18 protein-coding genes are annotated in these 19,250 nt (G+C 61.9%); 7 read left to right on the plus strand and 11 right to left on the minus strand.

The genetic code is table 11. From position 1 onward, the window contains the following. Window positions 1-109 precede the first annotated feature (109 nt). From QMK51_RS10705 to ycaC, 5 genes are all read left to right on the plus strand, one after another. Complete coding sequence (locus QMK51_RS10705; RefSeq protein WP_320393997.1) at window positions 110-478, plus strand: DUF6124 family protein; 369 nt, start codon at window positions 110-112, stop codon at window positions 476-478. Between the two features lie 273 nt (window positions 479-751). Continuing rightward, entirely contained in the window at window positions 752-1,168 is a 417-nt protein-coding gene (locus QMK51_RS10710; protein ID WP_320393998.1) for a DoxX family protein, read from the plus strand. Further along, on the plus strand, window positions 1,161-1,787 hold the full coding sequence (locus tag QMK51_RS10715; RefSeq protein ID WP_258700070.1) for an antibiotic biosynthesis monooxygenase: 627 nt from the start codon (window positions 1,161-1,163) through the stop codon (window positions 1,785-1,787). Before QMK51_RS10710 ends, QMK51_RS10715 begins: the two co-directional genes overlap by 8 nt. A gap of 45 nt (window positions 1,788-1,832) precedes the next feature. After that, window positions 1,833-3,671: an amidohydrolase gene (locus QMK51_RS10720; protein WP_320393999.1), complete on the plus strand. Its 1,839-nt coding sequence runs from the start codon at window positions 1,833-1,835 to the stop codon at window positions 3,669-3,671. Between the two features lie 69 nt (window positions 3,672-3,740). Next, the gene (ycaC, locus tag QMK51_RS10725; RefSeq protein ID WP_008073343.1) at window positions 3,741-4,367 is read left to right on the plus strand and encodes an isochorismate family cysteine hydrolase YcaC; all 627 of its coding nucleotides are present in this window, start codon (window positions 3,741-3,743) and stop codon (window positions 4,365-4,367) included. 342 nt (window positions 4,368-4,709) lie between these two features. Here ycaC and QMK51_RS10730 read toward each other — a convergent pair whose 3' ends face one another. Next, a complete protein-coding gene (locus QMK51_RS10730) occupies window positions 4,710-5,726 on the minus strand; it encodes an alpha/beta hydrolase (RefSeq protein ID WP_320394000.1) in 1,017 nt (338 codons plus the stop codon). Window positions 5,727-5,888: 162 nt separating this feature from the next. On the opposite strand from QMK51_RS10730, the gene QMK51_RS10735 reads away from it, so the two are divergent. Beyond that, entirely contained in the window at window positions 5,889-6,773 is an 885-nt protein-coding gene (locus tag QMK51_RS10735; protein ID WP_320394001.1) for a LysR family transcriptional regulator, read from the plus strand. Between the two features lie 114 nt (window positions 6,774-6,887). Then, window positions 6,888-7,706 carry a class I SAM-dependent methyltransferase gene (locus QMK51_RS10740; RefSeq protein WP_320394002.1) on the plus strand — a complete coding sequence of 273 codons (819 nt, stop codon included), beginning with the start codon at window positions 6,888-6,890 and terminating at the stop codon, window positions 7,704-7,706. A gap of 13 nt (window positions 7,707-7,719) precedes the next feature. On the opposite strand, the gene QMK51_RS10745 is transcribed toward QMK51_RS10740, so the two are convergent. Genes QMK51_RS10745 through QMK51_RS10790 form a run of 10 tightly spaced genes read right to left on the minus strand, consistent with a single transcriptional unit; the run spans window position 7,720 to window position 19,250 of the window. Continuing rightward, window positions 7,720-8,409, minus strand: coding sequence for an N-acetyltransferase (locus QMK51_RS10745; protein WP_258700075.1), 690 nt, complete (start codon window positions 8,407-8,409; stop codon window positions 7,720-7,722). A 57-nt stretch (window positions 8,410-8,466) separates the two neighbouring features. Continuing rightward, window positions 8,467-9,279, minus strand: coding sequence for a ChbG/HpnK family deacetylase (locus tag QMK51_RS10750; RefSeq protein ID WP_320394003.1), 813 nt, complete (start codon window positions 9,277-9,279; stop codon window positions 8,467-8,469). Next, the gene (locus QMK51_RS10755; RefSeq protein WP_320394004.1) at window positions 9,251-10,474 is read right to left on the minus strand and encodes a GNAT family N-acetyltransferase; all 1,224 of its coding nucleotides are present in this window, start codon (window positions 10,472-10,474) and stop codon (window positions 9,251-9,253) included. Before QMK51_RS10755 ends, QMK51_RS10750 begins: the two co-directional genes overlap by 29 nt. A 31-nt stretch (window positions 10,475-10,505) precedes the next feature. Continuing rightward, entirely contained in the window at window positions 10,506-12,425 is a 1,920-nt protein-coding gene (locus QMK51_RS10760; RefSeq protein ID WP_320394005.1) for a hypothetical protein, read from the minus strand. Next, on the minus strand, window positions 12,422-13,726 hold the full coding sequence (locus QMK51_RS10765) for an oligosaccharide flippase family protein (protein WP_320394006.1): 1,305 nt from the start codon (window positions 13,724-13,726) through the stop codon (window positions 12,422-12,424). Before QMK51_RS10765 ends, QMK51_RS10760 begins: the two co-directional genes overlap by 4 nt. Further along, a complete protein-coding gene (locus tag QMK51_RS10770; protein ID WP_320394007.1) occupies window positions 13,723-14,724 on the minus strand; it encodes a polysaccharide deacetylase family protein in 1,002 nt (333 codons plus the stop codon). The genes QMK51_RS10765 and QMK51_RS10770 overlap by 4 nt, the downstream gene beginning before the upstream one ends. 12 nt (window positions 14,725-14,736) lie before the next feature. After that, window positions 14,737-15,873: a glycosyltransferase gene (locus QMK51_RS10775; protein ID WP_320394008.1), complete on the minus strand. Its 1,137-nt coding sequence runs from the start codon at window positions 15,871-15,873 to the stop codon at window positions 14,737-14,739. After that, window positions 15,866-16,834, minus strand: a complete 969-nt coding sequence (locus tag QMK51_RS10780) for a glycosyltransferase (protein WP_320394009.1) — start codon at window positions 16,832-16,834, stop codon at window positions 15,866-15,868. The genes QMK51_RS10775 and QMK51_RS10780 overlap by 8 nt, the downstream gene beginning before the upstream one ends. Beyond that, entirely contained in the window at window positions 16,831-18,198 is a 1,368-nt protein-coding gene (locus QMK51_RS10785; protein ID WP_320394010.1) for an O-antigen ligase family protein, read from the minus strand. The genes QMK51_RS10780 and QMK51_RS10785 overlap by 4 nt, the downstream gene beginning before the upstream one ends. Further along, window positions 18,195-19,250, minus strand: coding sequence for a glycosyltransferase family 4 protein (locus QMK51_RS10790; RefSeq protein WP_320394499.1), 1,056 nt, complete (start codon window positions 19,248-19,250; stop codon window positions 18,195-18,197). Before QMK51_RS10790 ends, QMK51_RS10785 begins: the two co-directional genes overlap by 4 nt.

A 19,250-nucleotide genomic window follows, 5' to 3' on the forward strand; every position in this document is an offset into this window, starting at 1 on the left:
GTCTGCCGGGTCTTATACCTCTCGGTTCGCTAACCTGCGTACAGCCGCCACCCTTACTTGTTTAGCGACAGGTACTGGTGGTTCCATCAGGTATAACGGAGACATCACCATGTTCAAAGCCACACCTAACCCGCCAGAAACCGACGACGTTTCCCCCTACGATCCCCTCGATCCCAAAAAACTCAACGAAGCCGCCGAGCGCGCTCTCGATCACTACCTCAAACCGTCCGACCCCAATACCCCGCGCAAACCGAGCACGATTTACACCGTCGCCCCGGACATCAACATCGAAGAACTACTGGCCAATGCCTGCGAATCCTTTGCCTCGGCCAAGGTGATCGCCAGTGACTGCGCCGGGTTTCTGGAGGGGCCGCAGCGCAATACGATACTGGGCGTCGCGCAGCTCATCATGTTCGGTGAGCTGGCGGTGAATCGGGCGCTGGATAGTCTGGAATTGAAGGCAGCCCCGGCCGTCTGACCGGATTCAATACGAAACGGCCTGCGGGCCGTTTTTTGTGCCTGAGCAGTAGTGAGCACACACAAAACCCTGTGGAGCGAGCCTGCTCGCGATGACGGAGTGTCAGGCAACATCATTGTTGACCGGAAGGCCGCCATCGCGAGCAGGCTCGCTCCCACAGGGGATGTGTTGTTTGGGCGACCAGTGTGTTGGGGCAAAGAGAGCACGTACATCCAATTTTTCCCTACCCCTTGGCGGCACTATTCAGTGCCAGTGATTGAACAAGGGTGAGCCATGAACGCTTCGCAACGGGATGAACAGGCGCGGGATGTCGGGCTGCTGTTTCTGTGGGTCAGCGGTGGTCTGTTTCTGCTGTGGGTGCACGGTTTGCCCAAGCTGCTGGACTTCAGTGCGCAACTGCAACTGATTGAAGACCCGTTCCACCTCGGTGCCCACCTCACCCTGAGCCTGGCGATTTTCGCCGAAGTGCTGTGCCCGTTGCTGATTGTCGCCGGGGTGCTGGTGCGCCTGGCGTGCTTGCCTATTCTGTTTGTGCTGCTGGTGGCGCTGCTGGTCGTGCACCCGCAATGGAGTGTGGCCGAAGGGCAGTTCGGCTGGCTGCTGTTGATCCTCTTTACCAGTGTGTTTATCGCCGGGCCGGGACGGCTGGCGCTCAATGTCCGTTTGCCCGGAGTGCTCCGTTATGCCTGAAGCCCGAACTCAAAAAGCGCCGGGGTCCGATGAGATCGTGACGCTGATCGTCAAGCACCGGGTCAAGGCCGGTTTCGAAGCAGCCTATGAAGCCTGGCTGCGCAACATCGTCAGCGTAGCGGGGCGCACGGAAGGACATCTGGGCGTGGACGTGATCCGCGGCAAGAACGGTGGCCTGGACATGTTCACCTGCGTGTTGCGCTTTTGCTCCACCGAGGCCATGCAGCACTGGCTCGATTCGCCGCAACGTCAGTCGTTGATCGATGAAGCCGCGTCGATGCTGGCCGACGGCGACCAGACCGAGGTCAACCCGGTCAACGAATTCTGGTTCGCGCCGCTGGCCGATGCCGCGTCGCCGCCACCGCGCTGGAAGCAGGCCGTGGTGTCGTTGCTGGTGATTCTGCCGCACACCTTGCTGGTGCCGCTGCTCTGGGGGCCGCTGCTCAAATTCAACGCTTTTCTCTCCAACTACGTGGTCGCCACGTTCCTGATCACCCTGACCATCGTGGTGTCGGTGGTGTACGTGTGCATGCCGGCCGCGACTCGCTTGTTTGCGCCGTGGCTGACGGCCAGTCAGCCACGGGAGCACCTCGAATCCAACGCAAATTCGCCGCGCTGAGCTGGCGCTTTTTTGCTTCATTTCACTGATGACGAAGGAACTGCGATGAACGCCGATCTGATTCTGTTCAATGGCCAATTTCATACCGTAGACCGGGAGAAACCGCTGGCCAGTGCCGTTGCGATCAAGGACGGGCGCTTTGTCGCTGTCGGCAACGATGCAGAGGCGATGGCCCTGCGCGGCTCGGGCACCCAGGTCATCGACCTCAAGGGCCGTTGCGTCATCCCCGGCCTCAACGACTCGCACCTGCACCTGATCCGTGGCGGTTTGAACTACAACCTCGAACTGCGCTGGGAAGGCGTGCCGTCCCTGGCCGATGCGTTGCGCATGCTCAAGGAGCAAGCCGACCGCACACCGACACCGCAATGGGTACGGGTGGTGGGTGGCTGGAACGAATTCCAGTTTGCCGAGAAGCGCATGCCGACTCTGGAAGAGCTCAATCAGGCGGCGCCGGATACGCCGGTGTTTGTCCTGCATTTATACGACCGCGCGCTGCTTAACCGTGCCGCACTGCGAGTGGCCGGTTACACCCGCGACACGCCGAACCCGCCGGGCGGTGAAATCGTGCGTGATGCCAACGGCAACCCGACCGGCATGCTGGTCGCGCGGCCCAACGCGATGATCCTGTATTCGACCCTGGCCAAGGGGCCGAAGCTGCCGCTGGAATATCAGGTCAACTCGACCCGCCAGTTCATGCGCGAACTCAACCGCCTCGGGCTGACCAGTGCGATCGATGCCGGCGGTGGTTTCCAGAATTACCCGGACGATTATCAGGTGATCGAGCAGCTGGCCAAGGACCAGCAACTGACCATCCGCATTGCCTACAACCTGTTCACCCAGAAGCCCAAAGAAGAGCTGAGCGATTTCCAGAACTGGACCGGCAGCGTCAAGTTGCATCAGGGCGACGACTTCCTGCGGCACAACGGTGCTGGGGAAATGCTGGTGTTCTCGGCGGCGGACTTCGAGGACTTCCTCGAGCCGCGTCCGGACCTGCCGCAGACCATGGAGCAGGAGCTGGAGCCGGTGGTTCGCCACCTGGTCGAGCAGCGCTGGCCGTTCCGTTTGCACGCCACTTACAACGAATCCATCAGCCGCATGCTCGACGTGTTCGAGAAGGTCAACCGCGATATTCCGTTCAACGGTTTGCCATGGTTCTTCGACCACGCTGAAACCATCACCCCACAAAACATTGAGCGGGTGAGGGCGCTGGGTGGCGGCATTGCGATCCAGGACCGGATGGCGTTCCAGGGCGAATATTTCGTCGAACGTTATGGCAGCAAGGCGGCTGAAAGCACGCCGCCGATCAAGCGCATGTTGGCCGAGGGTGTGCCGGTCGGTGCCGGCACCGATGCCACGCGGGTTTCCAGCTACAACCCATGGACGTCGCTGTACTGGATGGTCAGCGGCCGCACTGTCGGTGGCCTGGCGCTGTATGAAGAAGGCCTGACGCGGCAGACCGCACTGGAACTGTTCACCCACGGCAGTGCCTGGTTCTCGTCGGAGCAAGGCAAGAAAGGCCAGATCAAGGTCGGACAACTGGCGGATCTGGCGACGCTGAGCGCGGACTTTTTCAGCGTCGAGGAAGAAGCCATCAAGTGGATCGAATCGGTGTTGACCGTAGTCGGCGGCAAGGTGGTGTACGCCGCCGGCGATTTCGAAAAACTCGGACCTGCCGGCGTGCCGGTGCTGCCGGACTGGTCGCCGGTGGTCAAGGTGCCAGGGCACTGGCGTCCGGCTTCACCGATGCAGGCGCAGGTTCACCATTGCAGCGGACCGTGCGCGGTGCATTCCCACAGCCATGAACGAGCGCGTCTGTCGAATGCGCCGGTCAGCGATTTCCAGGGGTTCTGGGGCGCATTTGGCTGTTCATGTTTTGCTTTTTAGTGATTACAAAAAAGCGCTGGCCTGTCGTGTCGGCGCCCTGAGCAACGTCCATCCTCCGAGGAGTTTCACATGAGCAATGTTCCATACAAACGCCTGAACAAAGACGACGCCGTTGTGTTGCTGGTCGATCACCAGACCGGCCTGATCTCGCTGGTGCAGGATTTCTCGCCCAACGAATTCAAGAACAACGTGCTGGCCTTGGGCGACATCGCCAAGTTCTTCAACCTGCCGACCATCCTCACCACCAGTTTCGACAGCGGCCCGAATGGCCCGATCGTGCCGGAGCTCAAAGAGCAGTTCCCGGACGCGCCGTTCATTGCGCGCCCAGGCCAGATCAACGCCTGGGACAACGAGGATTTCGTCAAGGCGATCAAGGCTACCGGCCGCAAGCAACTGATCATCGCTGGCGTGGTGACCGACGTCTGCGTGGCGTTCCCGACCCTGTCGGCCATTGCTGAAGGCTTTGAAGTGTTTGTGGTGACCGATGCTTCCGGCACCTTCAACACCACCGTGCAGCAAGCGGCGTGGGCGCGGATGTCGGCGGCGGGTGCACACCTGCTGAACTGGTTCTCCGTGGCCTGCGAGCTGCAAGGCGACTGGCGCAACGACATGGAAGGCCTGGCTAACCTGCTGTCCCAGCGTCTGCCGAACTACCGCAACCTGATCAATAGCTACACGAAATTTACCGCCAAATAAGTGCAAAACCTGTGGGAGCGAGCCTGCTCGCGAAAGCGGTGTGTCAGATGACATCAATGTCACTGATATTCCCTCTTCGCGAGCAGGCTCGCTCCCACAAGGTCGGTACCTGACAGTTGTTTAACGACTCTGCAACCATCCCCAAAATCCACCTTTCCTGATCGGCGCCGGTTTGGCCATCAACGCCAGCCCACTGTTCTGCTGCCGCACGGCCTGCAACTTGTTCAACGCCCATGACTTCGCTCGGCCCCATGCGACCGGCCTCGGTGAAAGGCTCATGGATTGCACCCCGACGGGCACAAAAAAACTCGCCACACCTTGGGGTGTGGCGAGCGGTTGGACTTAGTTCAGATGCGTCTTGAGCTCGGCCGCGGCCTGACGTACCGCCGCTTTGACTTCCGGAATCCGATTCAACGGATTGAGCAGGCCAAAGTCATGAATCATCCCGTTGTAGCGCACCGAGGTCACCGGCACACCGGCCGCATCGAGGTGGCGGGCGTAGCCTTCGCCTTCGTCACGCAGCACGTCGAATTCGGCGGTCTGCACCAGTGCGGCAGGCAGGCCCTTGAGTTGTTCGGCGCTGGCGTTGAGCGGCGAGGCATGAATCTGCGCACGCTCGGCCGGGTTGGTGGTGTAGTTGTCCCAGAACCACTGCATCATCCCTTTGGTGAGGAAGTGCCCCTCGGCGAATTGCTGGTACGAGCCGTCGTCGAACTGCGCGTTGGTCACCGGCCACATCAACAGCTGGAAGCGCAGGGCAGGGGTATTCTGCTCCTTGGCCATCAGCGCCACGACCGCCGCCATGTTGCCGCCGACACTGTTGCCGGCCACCGCCAGACGCTTGCCGTCGACACCGATCTCTTTGCCATGCTCGGCCACCCATTTCGTCGCGGTGTAGGCCTGGTTGATGGCGGTCGGGTAGTGCGCTTCCGGCGATGGCGAGTAGTCGACGTATACCGCGACTGCGCCGGAGCCCACTACCAGGTCACGGATCAGGCGCTGGTGAGTCGGGAAGTCGCCCAATACCCAGCCGCCACCGTGGAAGAACATGAACACTGGCAACTCGCCCTTGACCTTGGCCGGACGCACCACTTTCAGGTTGATGGTCTGGCCATCGACCTTGATCGCCTTGTCGCTGATTTCAACACCCGACAGATCAACCTTCACCGAAGCCTGGGCGCCGGTCAGCACCGCGCGGGCGTCTTTCGGGCTCAGCTGTTCCAGCGGTTTGCCACCGCCGGCGGCGAGGGCATCGAGGAAGGCCTGGGTGCTGTGTTCGACACCGGGGCTGCCGGCGGCGAATGCGTTGCCGATGGACAGGGCGAAGACGGAAGTGGCGAGGGTTTTCTTGATGTTCATGTGCAATTCCTTTTTAGATCGTTTGAGTTTTTGTATGCCTTGGGATCGGGCTGCTGTGGCGCTGGGGTTCAGGCCTCAGCAACACCGTGAGCACAGATTAATGAGGTGCCGGAAAGTGAAAAAGCGGCTATAAAGCGATTAACTGTCAATCAGGGAGTGACAATGAACCCGTTCGAAGACATGCGTATTTTTTGTCAGGTCATGGACTCCGGCAGCTTCACGGCGGCGGCCGATCAGTTGGGCCTGTCCAAGCAATTCGTCAGCCGCCGCCTGATGCAACTCGAAGAGCGCCTCGGCGTGCGCCTGCTCAATCGCTCCACCCGGCGGCTGGACGTCACCCCGTTGGGGCAGAGTTATTACGAATCGGCCCTGCGCCTGCTCAGTGAAGTCGAGCAAGTGGAGCAGGGCATCGCCGGCCAGACCATCGAGCCTCGCGGCACCATTCGCCTGAGTGCGCCGTTGTCGTTTGCCGTGGCACATTTGGGCTGTTTGCTGCCGGTATTTTTGCAGCGTTATCGCGACGTCGTCGTCGAGGTCGACCTGAGCGATCGTCCCGTGGACTTGCTCGGTGAGGGATACGATTTGGCATTGCGCATCGGCGTGCTGGAAGATTCGAGCCTGATAGCGCGCCGCATCGCTGTCATCGAGCGGGTGTACTGCGCCAGCCCGGCGTATCTGGCCGAGCGTGGCACGCCGCTTAAACCCGAAGACTTGCACACCCACGATTGCCTGCCCTACGGCCATGGTCGCCAGGTGCAATGGCGGTTCGAAGGGCGGGGCAAACCGCTGACGGTCAACGTCACCGGGCGCATGCGGGTCAACAACGGTGAACTGCTCAAGGATGCGGCCATCGCCGGCATGGGGATTACATACTTGCCGACCTTCATCGTCGGCTCGGCTCTGGAGGACGGTCGGCTGGTGTCGGTACTGGACGAATTTCGCCCCGAGCCGCTGACCTTATCAGCGGTCTACCCGCAGCACCGTCAGGCCTCGCGACCGGTGCAGGCGCTGATCGAGTTCTTGCGTGAGCGGCTGAATCAACAATAAGAGGGCTCGCGTCATCGCTGATTACAAGATCGCAACAAACCCCTGATGTGGTTTTTCCTGACTCTGATCTAGACTCGTGCCGGTTAATCGAAGACCCGGAATCTGGAGCGTGCAATGGAAGTGCCGACAAAAGAAAAAGCCATCGCCAGCAATCGCGATGCGTGGAATGACTCCGCCCAACACCACAAAGACACACCCGAATGGCGGGCGCGCCTGGATGCCGTGAGCCATGGCGATTTTTCCTGCCTGGATGACACCCTCACCGGGTTGCTCCAGCAGGTCGGTGTCGATGGTAAGGATGTGGTGCAACTGGGCTGCAACAATGGCCGGGAAAGCCTTTCGCTGTTTGCGCTGGGTGCCCGCAGTGTAGTGGGCGTCGACCAGTCCGGGGCCTTTCTTGATCAGGCCCGGGAGCTGGCATCCCGTTCGTCTCATCAGCCCGAATTCATCGAGGCTGACATCCATCACCTGCCGACGGAGCTTCACCAGCGCTTCGACGTGGCGCTGATCACCATCGGCGTATTGAACTGGATGCCGGACATCGGCGAGTTCTTGCGCCATGTCGCGCAAACCCTCAAGCCCGGCGGCAGCCTGGTGATTTACGAAACCCACCCGTTCCTGGAGATGTTCGACCCCGAGTCAGCCGATCCCTATCGCCCGGACAGCTCGTATTTTCGCCGTGAGCCTTTCGTCCAGGACCAACCGATCGTCTACGAAGGCAAAGTCGAACAGCAGGCCTCGGCGTCCTACTGGTTCGTCCATACCTTGGGCGCGATCTTCACCGGTGCCGTGGAGGCGGGGTTGCAGATCAGCCACTTCAAGGAATACCCGCATTCCAATCGCGAAGAACTCTACGACAAGTATCAGCAGCAAAAAGCGCAGTTGCCGCTGTGCTACACGTTGGTGGCGGCGACACGGTCCTCAGTCAAGTAACGCCATCGGCCACTCACGCCTGCGCCGCGGTCGCTGGCTGCGGCTCCGGTTTACGCAGCGCGGTCAGCCGCGAGCCGGTGTAGTAGGTTTCGCGGAAGAAGCGCCAGCGGCCGAACAGGTCGTAGACATGGGTGATGTGCCCTTGCTCCTGGTAGTCCATGCGGATGTGCATTTTCATGGCCTGGATGTTGCGGGTATCGCAGACGTCCACGATCTTGTTGCACCCTTTGGCCCGCATCGCATCCCAGAGTTTGAACTGGGCGTCCACCGACAGGCTGGTGCCAAAGTAGAGCGGGATCATTTCACCGCCGAACTCGAAAAATTCACCGGGATTGACCCGGAACCAGCAGCCGTAATAGTGCCGGTCAAAGTAGTCCCTGGCGCTACCCCAGATAAATCCGATGGCATCACCTTCTTCGTTCACGTACATGTGCCCGGTGTGACCTTCGGCGGCGATTTCGGCCATGGCCTTGACGCGGTTACCGTAATACTTGGTGAAAGCCGTGGCGTTTTCCGGGGTGATGGTCACCAGACGCAAGCCCGTATAGGGCCGCAGATTGTGCGGCGCCACCGGGGTCACCAGATCGCGCCCCAGCCATAGCAGCTCCCGATGGAAGTACACATAGCGTTTCCAGAGCGTCTGGAGTGTTTGGAGCAGGCCTTTTTGTTTGATGCGTTCGCGAAGCTTGTCGATGACGCTCATGAAGTCCTCCGAGGCCGAAGCCAGGGTGTGGTGGGTAAGGTTTTCGATGGCAATGAATCAGGATTTCAACGGGTGCAGTTCGGTCGGGTATTGCGGCTCCTCTTTGGACGCCCTCGGCACCACGGCATAGGACACCCTCGGAACACCCGCAAGACGCTGCTCCAGCACATGGCTCAGCGACTCGCCCGGGTCCAGATAGGCATCGCCAAAATCGGCGCCGATATGGATCGGATGGACGACGATTTCCAGCAGGCCGTCGATTGGCATCGTCACGGTGCGCAGGTCTACCGGGGTGCAGACGTTCTGGGCGGTCGCTCCGGACAGGCTGTTCAGGCGATGGTTGAGCAACGTCTTGAACACTCGCTTGGGCACACTCAAATTACTGCCCAGATCACGCGCCAGTCGCACGGGCACCCCTTGGCGGGCGGCAAACCGCGCGACGATTTCGCCGATGGGCCAGATGTTGTGTACGTGCTGATGGGAATCGAGGTGGCTGGGGTACAGGCCGTTGTCCAGGCAGCGTTGCCATTGGGCTTCGAGTTCCTCCAGCACTGCATCGCGATCCAGGCGATTGAGCCAGAGGCTGTGGCGGGGCAGGCTGAGGTCGAACTCACCCTGGCTGTCGCAAAATGTCGAGCGCGCGCGAATCGACAGGCTCAACGGCCGGCCGTATGTGAGGTTGAAGTGCAGCCCGATCCGCCCCTTGAGCATTGGCTGCCGGGCCAGGACGCAGGCCGCTTCGAAGGCCGGCATGTTGGCCATGGCGGTCGCGGAGCTGATGACCCCGGCGTGGAAGGCACCCAGTATCACCGCGTTTTCGCTCGGGCTGAGGCCGAAATCGTCAGCGTTGACTATGACTTGGCGAGGCATGGCTGCCCTCTCTTTCTTGTTCGGTGGGTGCAGCGTCTTTGGCGACAATAGGAGCCTGTATAGGTGTAAGCGTAGGAGCAACCAGCGTTGCTGCACGCCTGGCCTGCCACTTTTTTAACCCGGGTTTGATTCGGTGCCAGAGTCGCAGGGCCAGCCCGAGGGCGAGGCCGCTGGGGCGCCAGGAGTAGAAACTCCAGCGCCAGTGCTCCAGTTGCCCGGTCATGCGTTCCAGGAGTTGATGGCTGGAGTTTTCCAGGCTGATCCGCGAGGCGTCGACCCAATGCCAGTTGTCATCCAGCCCCCAGCGGATCCACTCTTCGAGCAGCACGCGACCGCTGCCCAGGTCTGCGTGTTGCGGCAGGAACGCCAGGTTGTAGTCGTACAACCGGCCCTGTTCCAGCAAGCCGATGCGGTAGCTGATGCAGCGCCCGTCCAGTTCCAGCACCACCACCCGCACCAGTCCCTGTTCGGCGAGGGCGCTGAAGGCCCGCTCGATCCATTGTCGGCTGCGGTCGCTGGTGAAAATCCCCACACCTTGAAGGCCTTTCCAGCTCTGTGCTTCGACTTCGCCGAGGGCCTGCAACAGCGGCCCGATGGTGGAAGCGTCGGGGGTTATCCGTCGGACCTCGGCACCGCAAGCCGCGATGCGTTTACGCGCCCGGCGCAGTTTGTAGCGCGGGTCGCCGGACACTTCCTGGCGGTCGGCATCGCTGATCAGGTGCACCGGCACCCGACAACTGAGGCGGCGCTCGCCGGTCGAGCTGTGGGCCATCCAGGTGGTCAGCGCACTTTCTTCGCCGATGGGTTCGGACAATTCATTGAGTTGCAGCATCGCATGGGGCACGCGACGGCGGATGATCACCAGTGCCTTGCGCATGCTGTCGGCATCCAGGCAGCTGAGTAGGGCCAGGCGATCGGTGAAGGGATAACCGAGGTGATGCAGCACCCGAAACGGTAGCCCGCCAAAGCGCTCCACGGATACCACCAGTGGCAGGCACAAGGCCAATTCATCGCCTTGCCAGCCCAGCAGAACGTGCAAGCGTTCCCCAGCGGTCAGTGCCTGTTCCGATGCACGCAGCCAGGCGAGGGTGTTGAACGGCGTGTGGTCCGTCACGCGCCAGCGCAACCCCTCATAGGCGGCTGTTGGAAAGTCTGGAGCGCACAGCGACGTGCGCCATTCGAATCGAGCCATCATAGGTTCAGGCCGCCGCATAACTCATGGACGTTCATGAGGCGCTCCAGCTCAGGGCAAACAGGGTTTGCCCAGGCAGATTGAAGCTGACGCGACCGTCCTGACAGTTGAATGTGCCTTCGCGACTGCGACTGTCGGCACCGAAATACACCAGCGCTCCCTTGGCCAGCGGGCAGGTCGCCCCGGCCAGATCGACGCGTTGCGCGCGGGTGCCCTTATTGACGCCCAACAGGCTGCGTTGGCGCTCGGTGGCCATGGCCAGCACGTCGACTTCGAAGGCGTCATTGTCCAGGCGCATGACGTTTTTCAGCCAATGCTGCTGGATGAATTGCTGGGCCAGGCCCACCGGTTTGAGTTCGAAACGATCGCCACCCAGCACCCGCACCATGCCTTTGGGGTAGTTCGGTTCGTCGGCGGCCTGGAACCAGTTGAGCATGTCCAGCAACCCGTCCTGCGCCGAGCTGATGACCACCGAGGCCCACCACAGCGAAGCGAAATGGGTTTCCTGATCGTAGGGGCTCAGGCTTGAGCCGCTGGACAGGTTGGTCTGGTCCAGCAGCAAGGCCTTGCGTGGCCGGCCTTGGGCATCGAGGCCCACCAGTTCGGCGGCGCGGCGCACGCTGTCGCGGTAGACGCGGGTTGCCAGCAGGTCGCGAACCATCCATTCGTGCCAGGCGAGGGCGTCGATCTGCCCGCCGGATTCGGCCAGCAGGCGCCGTGCCCAGTCGATACCGCGCTTGTCGGCGGCATCGTCGGCGAACGGGCCATTGACGAAGCGCGAACTGGCGGGCATGGCAATGCGTATGCCGGCCCTGGCGTTGGCCGGGTCGCTGCGCACCTGCCGGGCCATGCTGTTGAAGATCGCCTGATAGTTGGCGTAGCTCGGGTAATTGAGGTTCGGCTCGTCGGCGAACGCGATGTAGTGGACGCCCTTGCCGCCGAGGGCGCGGGTCGCGGCGAGCCAGGCGTCGAGGCCGGCGTTGCTCTGGGGGTCGGCTCGCAGATCGGCCTGGCGCTGGCTGCCGGCCAACAGCGTGATGTCTTGCGTGATACCGAAGCGGTTCTGATAAAGCTGGCGGAACGCATCTTCGTGGTGCGGATTCTGCGCGGTGACGTCGACGAAACTGTAATAGGAGCCCGCCTGGGGTTTGAGGGCGTCGAGCGCCGCGAAACTGGATTGCGGCGGCAGTACGTAGGGCAAGTAAATGCCCAGATTCGGGGTCGGGCCGAGCGTCTCTTTATGCAAGGTCAGCCGGGTCTGGCCATCGTCCTCGCGCAGCGGTTTGAGTTGTTGCGGGTTCTGGGCGAACAGGTTTGCCGTGCCATCGAGCCAGAACGCGACCTTGCCGCTGCCTTGCAGGCGCAGGCGCCAGACTTGTTCGTCCTGAGTGACGGGCAGTTCAAGCTGATCGAATTGCCAATAGGCGCGATAGGGTTTCAGCGCCAGCCTCACTTGTTTGTTATCGCCCACACGCTGGGCCAGCAGGGCACCGACACCACCATGAAACTTGCCGGCCAGCACCGCGTGTTCCCCCGGTGCGACTTTGAAATACAGTTCATCGCCGCCACGGGTTTCGGCGCTGAAATGCACCTTGGCCGGGGCGAACAACGCCACGGTGCGTTCGTCGTGTTCGACCGTGTAGCGGCGGAAGCTGTAGCCCGGAATTTCCAGTCGATAACTGGCGGCACCGGGCGCCAACGGCCAGCTCTGTTTGCCTTGGGTTTCACTGGCGGCGATCAGGCGATCACCTTTCAGGTTGCCGTTGCCGTCGAGCAGGTACAGGTGTTCTTCGTTGGCGTCGGCCTGCCACGCCGGGACCCAGCGAATGGTCAGCGTGTCGGGGCGGTCCGCTTGCAGGTACAGGCTGCCGTCGCGAATGTCGGCCCAGCGCATCGGCGCCGCCTGGGCGCTCAAACCGAGGCCCAGGCTCAACAGCAGCACGAGGCGTTTCATGCCGATTTCCGTTGCAGCATCTGAAGCATCGGTGCCACATCGCTGGGCAGGATGATCAGGGTTTGCCAGACCGGTACGCCGCTCAACCGGCAGTACATCACCAGCAGCGCGACGGTCACGGCCAGGTAGGCGATGGACGATGCCGCTGCGGCGCCGACGATGCCATACATCGGGATCAGCAGCAGGTTCAGGGCCAGGTTCAGCAGTGCGCCGAAGCCCACCAACAGCGAAACCGTGCCGGGGCGATTTTTACCCAGCAAGTCCAGGCGCAGGATGCTCGCATAGCAAAGGCCGAGCAGCCCCGGCAGCAGCGCCAGTAACGCCGGGTAGGCGGGCTGATAGGCAATGCCGAACAGTGTGACGATCAGCCATTCACCGATCACGGCCATGGTCAGGCAGGCACCGAGCATCACCGTGGCGGTCAGGCGCAGGGCCAACGGCGTCAGGCGATCCATGCCTTCGTCCTGTTGCAGCAGGCGTTTCATCAGCGGCGTGGTCACCGCTTCCGGGACGATCAGCAGCAACTCGGCGGCAGCGCTGGCCATGGCGTAATGACCCAACGCCGTGCTGCCGAGCAGAGCACCGATGAACAGGTAATCGGAGCGCAGAATCACTTGCTGGAACAACAGGTCCGGATGGCTACGGGCGCTGTAGCGCAACAGTTCTTTCTGGCTGGCGCGATCCCATTGCAACGTCAAGGGTTGCGCACGTTTGAGCCAGACCCAACCGGCCAGCACCACCAGGCTGATGCCGGCCAGCCAACTGATCAACGCCGCTTCCAGCGCGGCGTCTTTCCACATCCAGAACAAGGCGATAAACAGCAACAGGGGCGCCAGGGATTCCACCAGCCGCAAGGCATTGAACGCCACCACACCGCCCGACGCGTTGTGCAAGGTCAGCAGGCCGCTCTTGAGTACAGTCAGCGGCACCGCCAGCAGCAACAACCAGGCGAGCAGTCCCAGTTGCGTGGTGATGTCGAGTTCGCTGCCGAACTCCCGCACCAGCGCCACCACCAGCAACGTCAGCAAGCCCGCCAGCAGGCAACCGAACACCAGCACCTGGCTCAGCAGCAAGCCCATGGGCCGTTGCTTGGCCGCCTGATACCCCACCGCCGAATTCAGCCCGCCGCTGGTGGCGGCACTGATCAAATCGGGCAGGGTACTGAGTAGCGCAAACAGGCCGCGTTCGCTGGGGCCCAGAATCCGCGCCAGCAAAACGTTGCGCAGCAGCCGCAGGCCGATCATCGCCAGTTTGGTGCCCATGCTCAGGGCCAGGTGTTTGAGGTAGTGGCTGCGACTCATGGCCGGGCTCCGCGGTAGATGCGCCACGACAGCAATTCCGGATTGCGCGCCGTGCGCTGGCTGATGCCGATCCGTGGCAAGGCCAATGGGTCGTCGACGCCACGATAAATCCCGGTGGCGGTGCCCAGGGCGAACGGGAAGTCGTGCTCGGCCACGTGTTCGCGCACCCGCGCATCATGGTCGCCGTTGGGGTAGCAGTAGACCGGCAGCGGTCGATTGCAGCCGTTCAAAAGTGCATTGCGGCTGCGGCTCAACTCTTCATCCAGGTGTTGATCGTCAAGGCCGGTGAGGATCGCGTGGCTGGCGCCGTGAGGGCCGAAGCGAATCAACCCGCTGGCTTCCAGCGCGCGCACTTGATGCCAGTCCAGCGCCTGGGGCAACGACTCTTCAGGGCATTGATCGGTGAGCCGGTTCAGCTCACCCGGCGGCAGGCTTTTCAGGCTTTGCAGAAAATTCAAAAGCGCCAGGCTACGGCGCTGCACGTCCAGATCATCGAGCAGCACCGGTAGCGGTCGCCCGACCCGTCGCAGGCATTCGATCAAGTGTGTCCGGGCTTTTTCGCCGTGGCTGTGCCACAGGGTTTCCCCCAGGCTTTCCCACCAGAAGCGTTGCCGGCTGCCGATGAAATCGGTGGAGAGAAAAATGCTCGCTGGCATCTGATATTTCTTCAGCAACGGGAAGGCATTCAGTGCGTTGTCGCGCCAGCCATCGTCGAAGGTCAGCGCGACTTTGGGCCGCTCCGACCTGAAGGTGTCGGGTTGCAAGATCTCCATCAGTGGCACGCAATCGAAGTGTTTCTTCAACCAGAGCAGCAGATGGGCAAAGGCCTTCGGCCCGACGCACAGTTCATTGCGATGGGGCAGGTCGGCGGCGCGGTCATTGGCCAGCACCCGGTGCAGCATCAGGATCACCCCGGCACCTTGCAGTTGGTGACGGCCTACCGGCGAGTTGAGATAAAGCCAGCCACTGGTGCGTTTTAATAATTGTCTGATCGCCATGGCGCGGTCCTGTCAACGATTTTGCTCGGGGTTCCACTGCGCGTACCGCTGGCCACGCAGGAACTGCCATAGACCGATACTCATCCCGGCAAGGGTCACCAGAAAGAACGCGGCGAGGCGAAAGGGTTTGGGCAAACGGTGTTGCACATCCAGCAGGCCGGCAATGGCCACCATATAACCGAGCAGTTGCGCGATCAGGCTCAGGCGATAGAAGCCATGGACATTCCACAGCCAGCAATTGCTCAGCAACAATGGCAGCAACAGGACCGGTGCCAGGCGTCGAATCAGTTTGTGGCTGATCAGCGCAATCGCATACAAGCCATGGCGCCAGGGGTTCAACAGTTCCCGGCGCTGTGCCAGGCTCTGCAGACCGCCGACGGTGACGCGCAGGCGACGACGCCATTGTTTGTCGATCTCATCGACGCCCTGGTCGATCACCCGGGCTGTGGGCACATAGACAATGCGTTTGAGCGCCACCGGCGCGCAGGTACTGATAAAGAAATCATCGTTGACCTCCGCCGGCACGTTCTGGAACAACTCGCGGCGCAGGGCGAGCAGGGCGCCGTCGGCGGAGACCATGCAGCCCGTGCGATTTTCCACCATGCGCAGCCAGCCTTCGTAGTGCCGATAAAGGCTGTCGCCCAGGCTCAGGCCCTGGCCCGCCACCGGGATCAACATGTGCCCGGCGCAGGCCCCGACCGCTGGATCGGCCAGGGGCGCGAGCAACTGGCCGAGGGTGTCGGTCGACCATTGGTTGTCGGCGTCGGTGAACACCAGAATTTCGCCCGTGCTCAGGGCGACGGCGGCATTCAAGGTAGCCGCCTTGCCCTGACGGGGCAGGTCGAGCACGCTGATGCGCGGGTCGATGACTTTGCGGGCGCAGACCACGGTGTCGTCGGTGGAGCCGTCGCTGGCCAGAATGATCTGTAGCGAGTGCGCCTGATAATCCTGGGCGAGCAAGACGCGCAGCTTCTCTTCGATGTACTGGGCCTCGTTGTGCGCGGCGATGACGATGCTCACGTTCATCGGTTGTGCGGGCTGATGACGGCGCGCCGCAAACCACGGCGCGAGCAACGTCAGCAGCAGCGGGTAGCCGAGCCAGGCATACACCGGCAATAACAGGCACCACCAGAACACGAATTCAGCCACGGGCGGGCCTCCTGGCATTCCAATGACAAAGGCTCAGGATGAGCGCGGCGCCAGCCAGGTGCAGACGCACCCAATGCAGGCCCCAGAGTTGCAGCGTCAGGCGCAGGTCGTGGTGTTTCAGGCTTTGCCGCAGGCTCTGGGCGAGCGCTGGCAGGCTGGTGACGAACAGCATGAATAGCGCCAGTGGGGGGGAACCGTTGAGCAGGGCGGATAGCGCCATGAAATCCAACACCCAGGCGATGATCGACAGCATCGGGAAACGCAGTAAACGCAGATTCATGCCGTGGCTGCGCAGTAGTTGCAGGTGACTGCCCTGACGCCAGAACTCCTTGCCCATCCATTCGCGCCAACTGCTCTCGTAACCCCAATGCAGGGCAACGCTCTGGTTGACGGACAGCAGGCGTGCGCCAGAGTGGGAAAGGCGCATGGTGAAATCTTTGTCTTCGCCGGTGCGCAGGTTTTCGTTGAAGCCGCCGACCTTGTCGAACCATGGACGACGCATCAACAGGTTGGAGCTGGGCAGCCATCGCACTGTTTTCAGCGTTTCATCGTTCGGGCGCAACGTGCGGCGTTGCCAGGCATTGGCATACCACGGGGCTTCGGCCGGGGTGTGCAGGTCCAGTCCCAGGACGTCGACCTGAGCCGCGGGTTGGATGCTCAACAACAGCGTGAGCCAGTCCTCGGGCATCTCGATATCGGCATCGATGAAGCCCAGCCATTCGCCTGTCGCCATCGCCGCCCCGCGATTGCGCAGGGCGCCGATCAGCAGCCCGGGCAGCACCAGCACCTGCGCCCCGAGCTGGCGAGCGATGTGCGGGCCCTGATCGTCGGAGCCGTTATCGGCCACGATCAGCTCGCATTCCAGCCTGGCGGCTTCGGCGGCTTTTTTCGCGGCGAGCAAGGTGCGGCCGATGTGTCGGGCTTCGTTGTACATCGGGATGACGAGGCTGATGCGGCTCATGCCCTGGCCTCCGTCAGCGGACGTTCTTGCGCCTTGAGGCGCAACACCCAGGACAGGGCGAGCATGATCCACAGGTACTTGTGATTCGGTGCGCTGAGGAACATCAAAAATAGTGTCAACGACAGATAACTGATGCCCAGGTGCGTGATCAGGTCGGCCTGTTCCCAATCCCGTCGCAGCATCCAGGCGTGACGGGCACGGACCAGGTTGTACATCCCAAGGCCAAGCATGCCGACGAACAACAGCCCGGCGGGAATCCCCAGTTCACTGAAGATTTCCATGTAAGTGTTGTGAGCGCGACGGTACAAGTCGCCGGGCTTGCGGTTGGCGGAAAACACCTTGGCGTAACCGGAGGTGGCGTAGTGCAGCGGGAAGGTGCCAGGGCCGGAACCGAGCAACGGGTGCTCACGAATGATCTGGCCGCCGACCACAAGGTATGACGCGCGGCGGCCGAGGGATTCGTCCTGGCTTTTGGCGCCTTCTTTCAAGACGCTCAAGGACTGGATGCGCTTGAGGTAACCGGCCGGCATCGAATAAATCCCCACCGGGATCACGATCGCAAGGCTGAGCATGGCAAAACCCAAGTGGCGCGGCCGGATGCGTGGCAACTGCGCGCGGTAGTGCCAGGCGCCGATCATCAAACTCAGGAACAGTACCACCAGCCCTGAGCGGGAATCGGTTTTGGTCATGCCGCCCAGCAGCAAAATGCAGCAGCCGCCCCAGAACAATCGGTGCAGCAGGTTCGGGCCGCGGATCACCAGCAGCAGGGCCAACGGCACGGCGAAGGCGATCAGCAGGGCAAACGAGTTTGCGTCATCCAGCAGCCCGGCCGCGCGGCCCTGGTCCTGATACTTGGTGGAGAACATGGCCAGGGCGCTGGTCGCGCTGACGCTAAGGGTCACCAGCCGGGCGAACAGATCGAGGTTCAACTCGCGGCCGATCAGCAAGGTGATCACAAACAGCACCAGGCCGACGCTCATGTCCCGCAGGTGACTCTGGGACATGTCCAGGTTGTCGGTATTGATCATGCTCAACCCGTACAACACCATGAAGCCGATCAGCAAGCGCCAGATGTTGCTGCGCAGGCGTTCGGACGGAATCTGGTGAATGGCCAGTTGCAACATCAGGATCAGTGCCAGTGATGCACCGATGAATTTGGTGCCCGACAGCGTGTTGCCCTTGAAGAAACCTTCGAACGGCACCAGCGCCGCGATGCCCAATAACCCCCAGGCAGGTTTTCGGTACAGCGCCGCGACCGCGACCAGGCCCAGCACCGCGCCGGGCGCCAGATAGGGGTAAGGGCTGGCCAGCAAACCGAGGCAGACCAGGGCGAGCAGACTGACGATCGAGAGCGGAAAGATCACGTGCGTGCCTCCCGTGCAGTACGGATATAAAGCTGCGACCAGCGTTCGGCCAAAGCCTTCAGGTCGTAACGGTCCTGTTGCGTACGTTTTGCGTTGTCGATCAGTTCGTGAGCCAGTGCCGGTTGACTCAGCAGCGTGTCGAGCTGCCGGGCGAGGGCGGCGCTGTCGGTGGGTGGCGCCAGCAGGCCGTTGTGCCGGTCCTCCAGCACATCGGGAATTCCGCCGACGCTGAATGCCACCACGGGCACTCCGGCCTGCATCGCTTCGAGCAAAATCATCGGCGTGCCCTCGGTGCGCGAACTGATCACCAGCGCATCGAGCTGCGGCCACCACCGGTTCATGTCGGTCTGGTACCCCGGCAAGGTGATGCGATTGTGCAAGCCGGCATCGGCAATCCGCGCCAGCAGGGTTTCCCGTTCCGTGCCGTCGCCGAGCATCACGGCGTCCAGTTGCGGGTGTTGCTGACACAGCGGAATCAGCGCATCGAGAAACAGGTCCGGGCCTTTTTCATGGGTCAGCCGACCGACATAACCCGCCAGCCAGCGCGGGTGTCTGGCGTTGTGGGGCAGCAGGCCGCTGGCCTTTGGCAGACCATTGGGAATCACTTGCAGCTTCTCCATCCGAACTCTGGCCTTGCGGTGCATCAGCGCGATGCTTTCGGCCACGCAAACCACCCGACTCACCGACGCCGTGCGGCACAGTTGCAGGCTCAGCCAACCGTAGAAGCGTTGCTTGCGACTGCGCGGCGTGAAGCCATGCTGGGTAATCACCAACGGTAAATCCAACAACGTCGCGCCGACCCAGCCAAACAGCAGACCCTTGAAATTGTGCGTATTGATCAGCGGCTGTTCAGCCCGCCGATAACGTAAATGACCCAGCAATTGCCCAATTCCCGCGAAAGCGCGGCAGTCGATCCCGGCCTCGCGGAACCGGTCGATCAGCGCCGGCGGCGCATCCAGAAACAGCACTTGATGTTGCCCCGGCGTCGCCAGGCAATGGTCCAGCAACATCCGCTCAGCGCCATAAAAGCCGCCGCTGCTGATCAAATGCAT

The organism is Pseudomonas sp. P9_31, assembly GCF_034008235.1.
Classification (GTDB): domain Bacteria; phylum Pseudomonadota; class Gammaproteobacteria; order Pseudomonadales; family Pseudomonadaceae; genus Aquipseudomonas.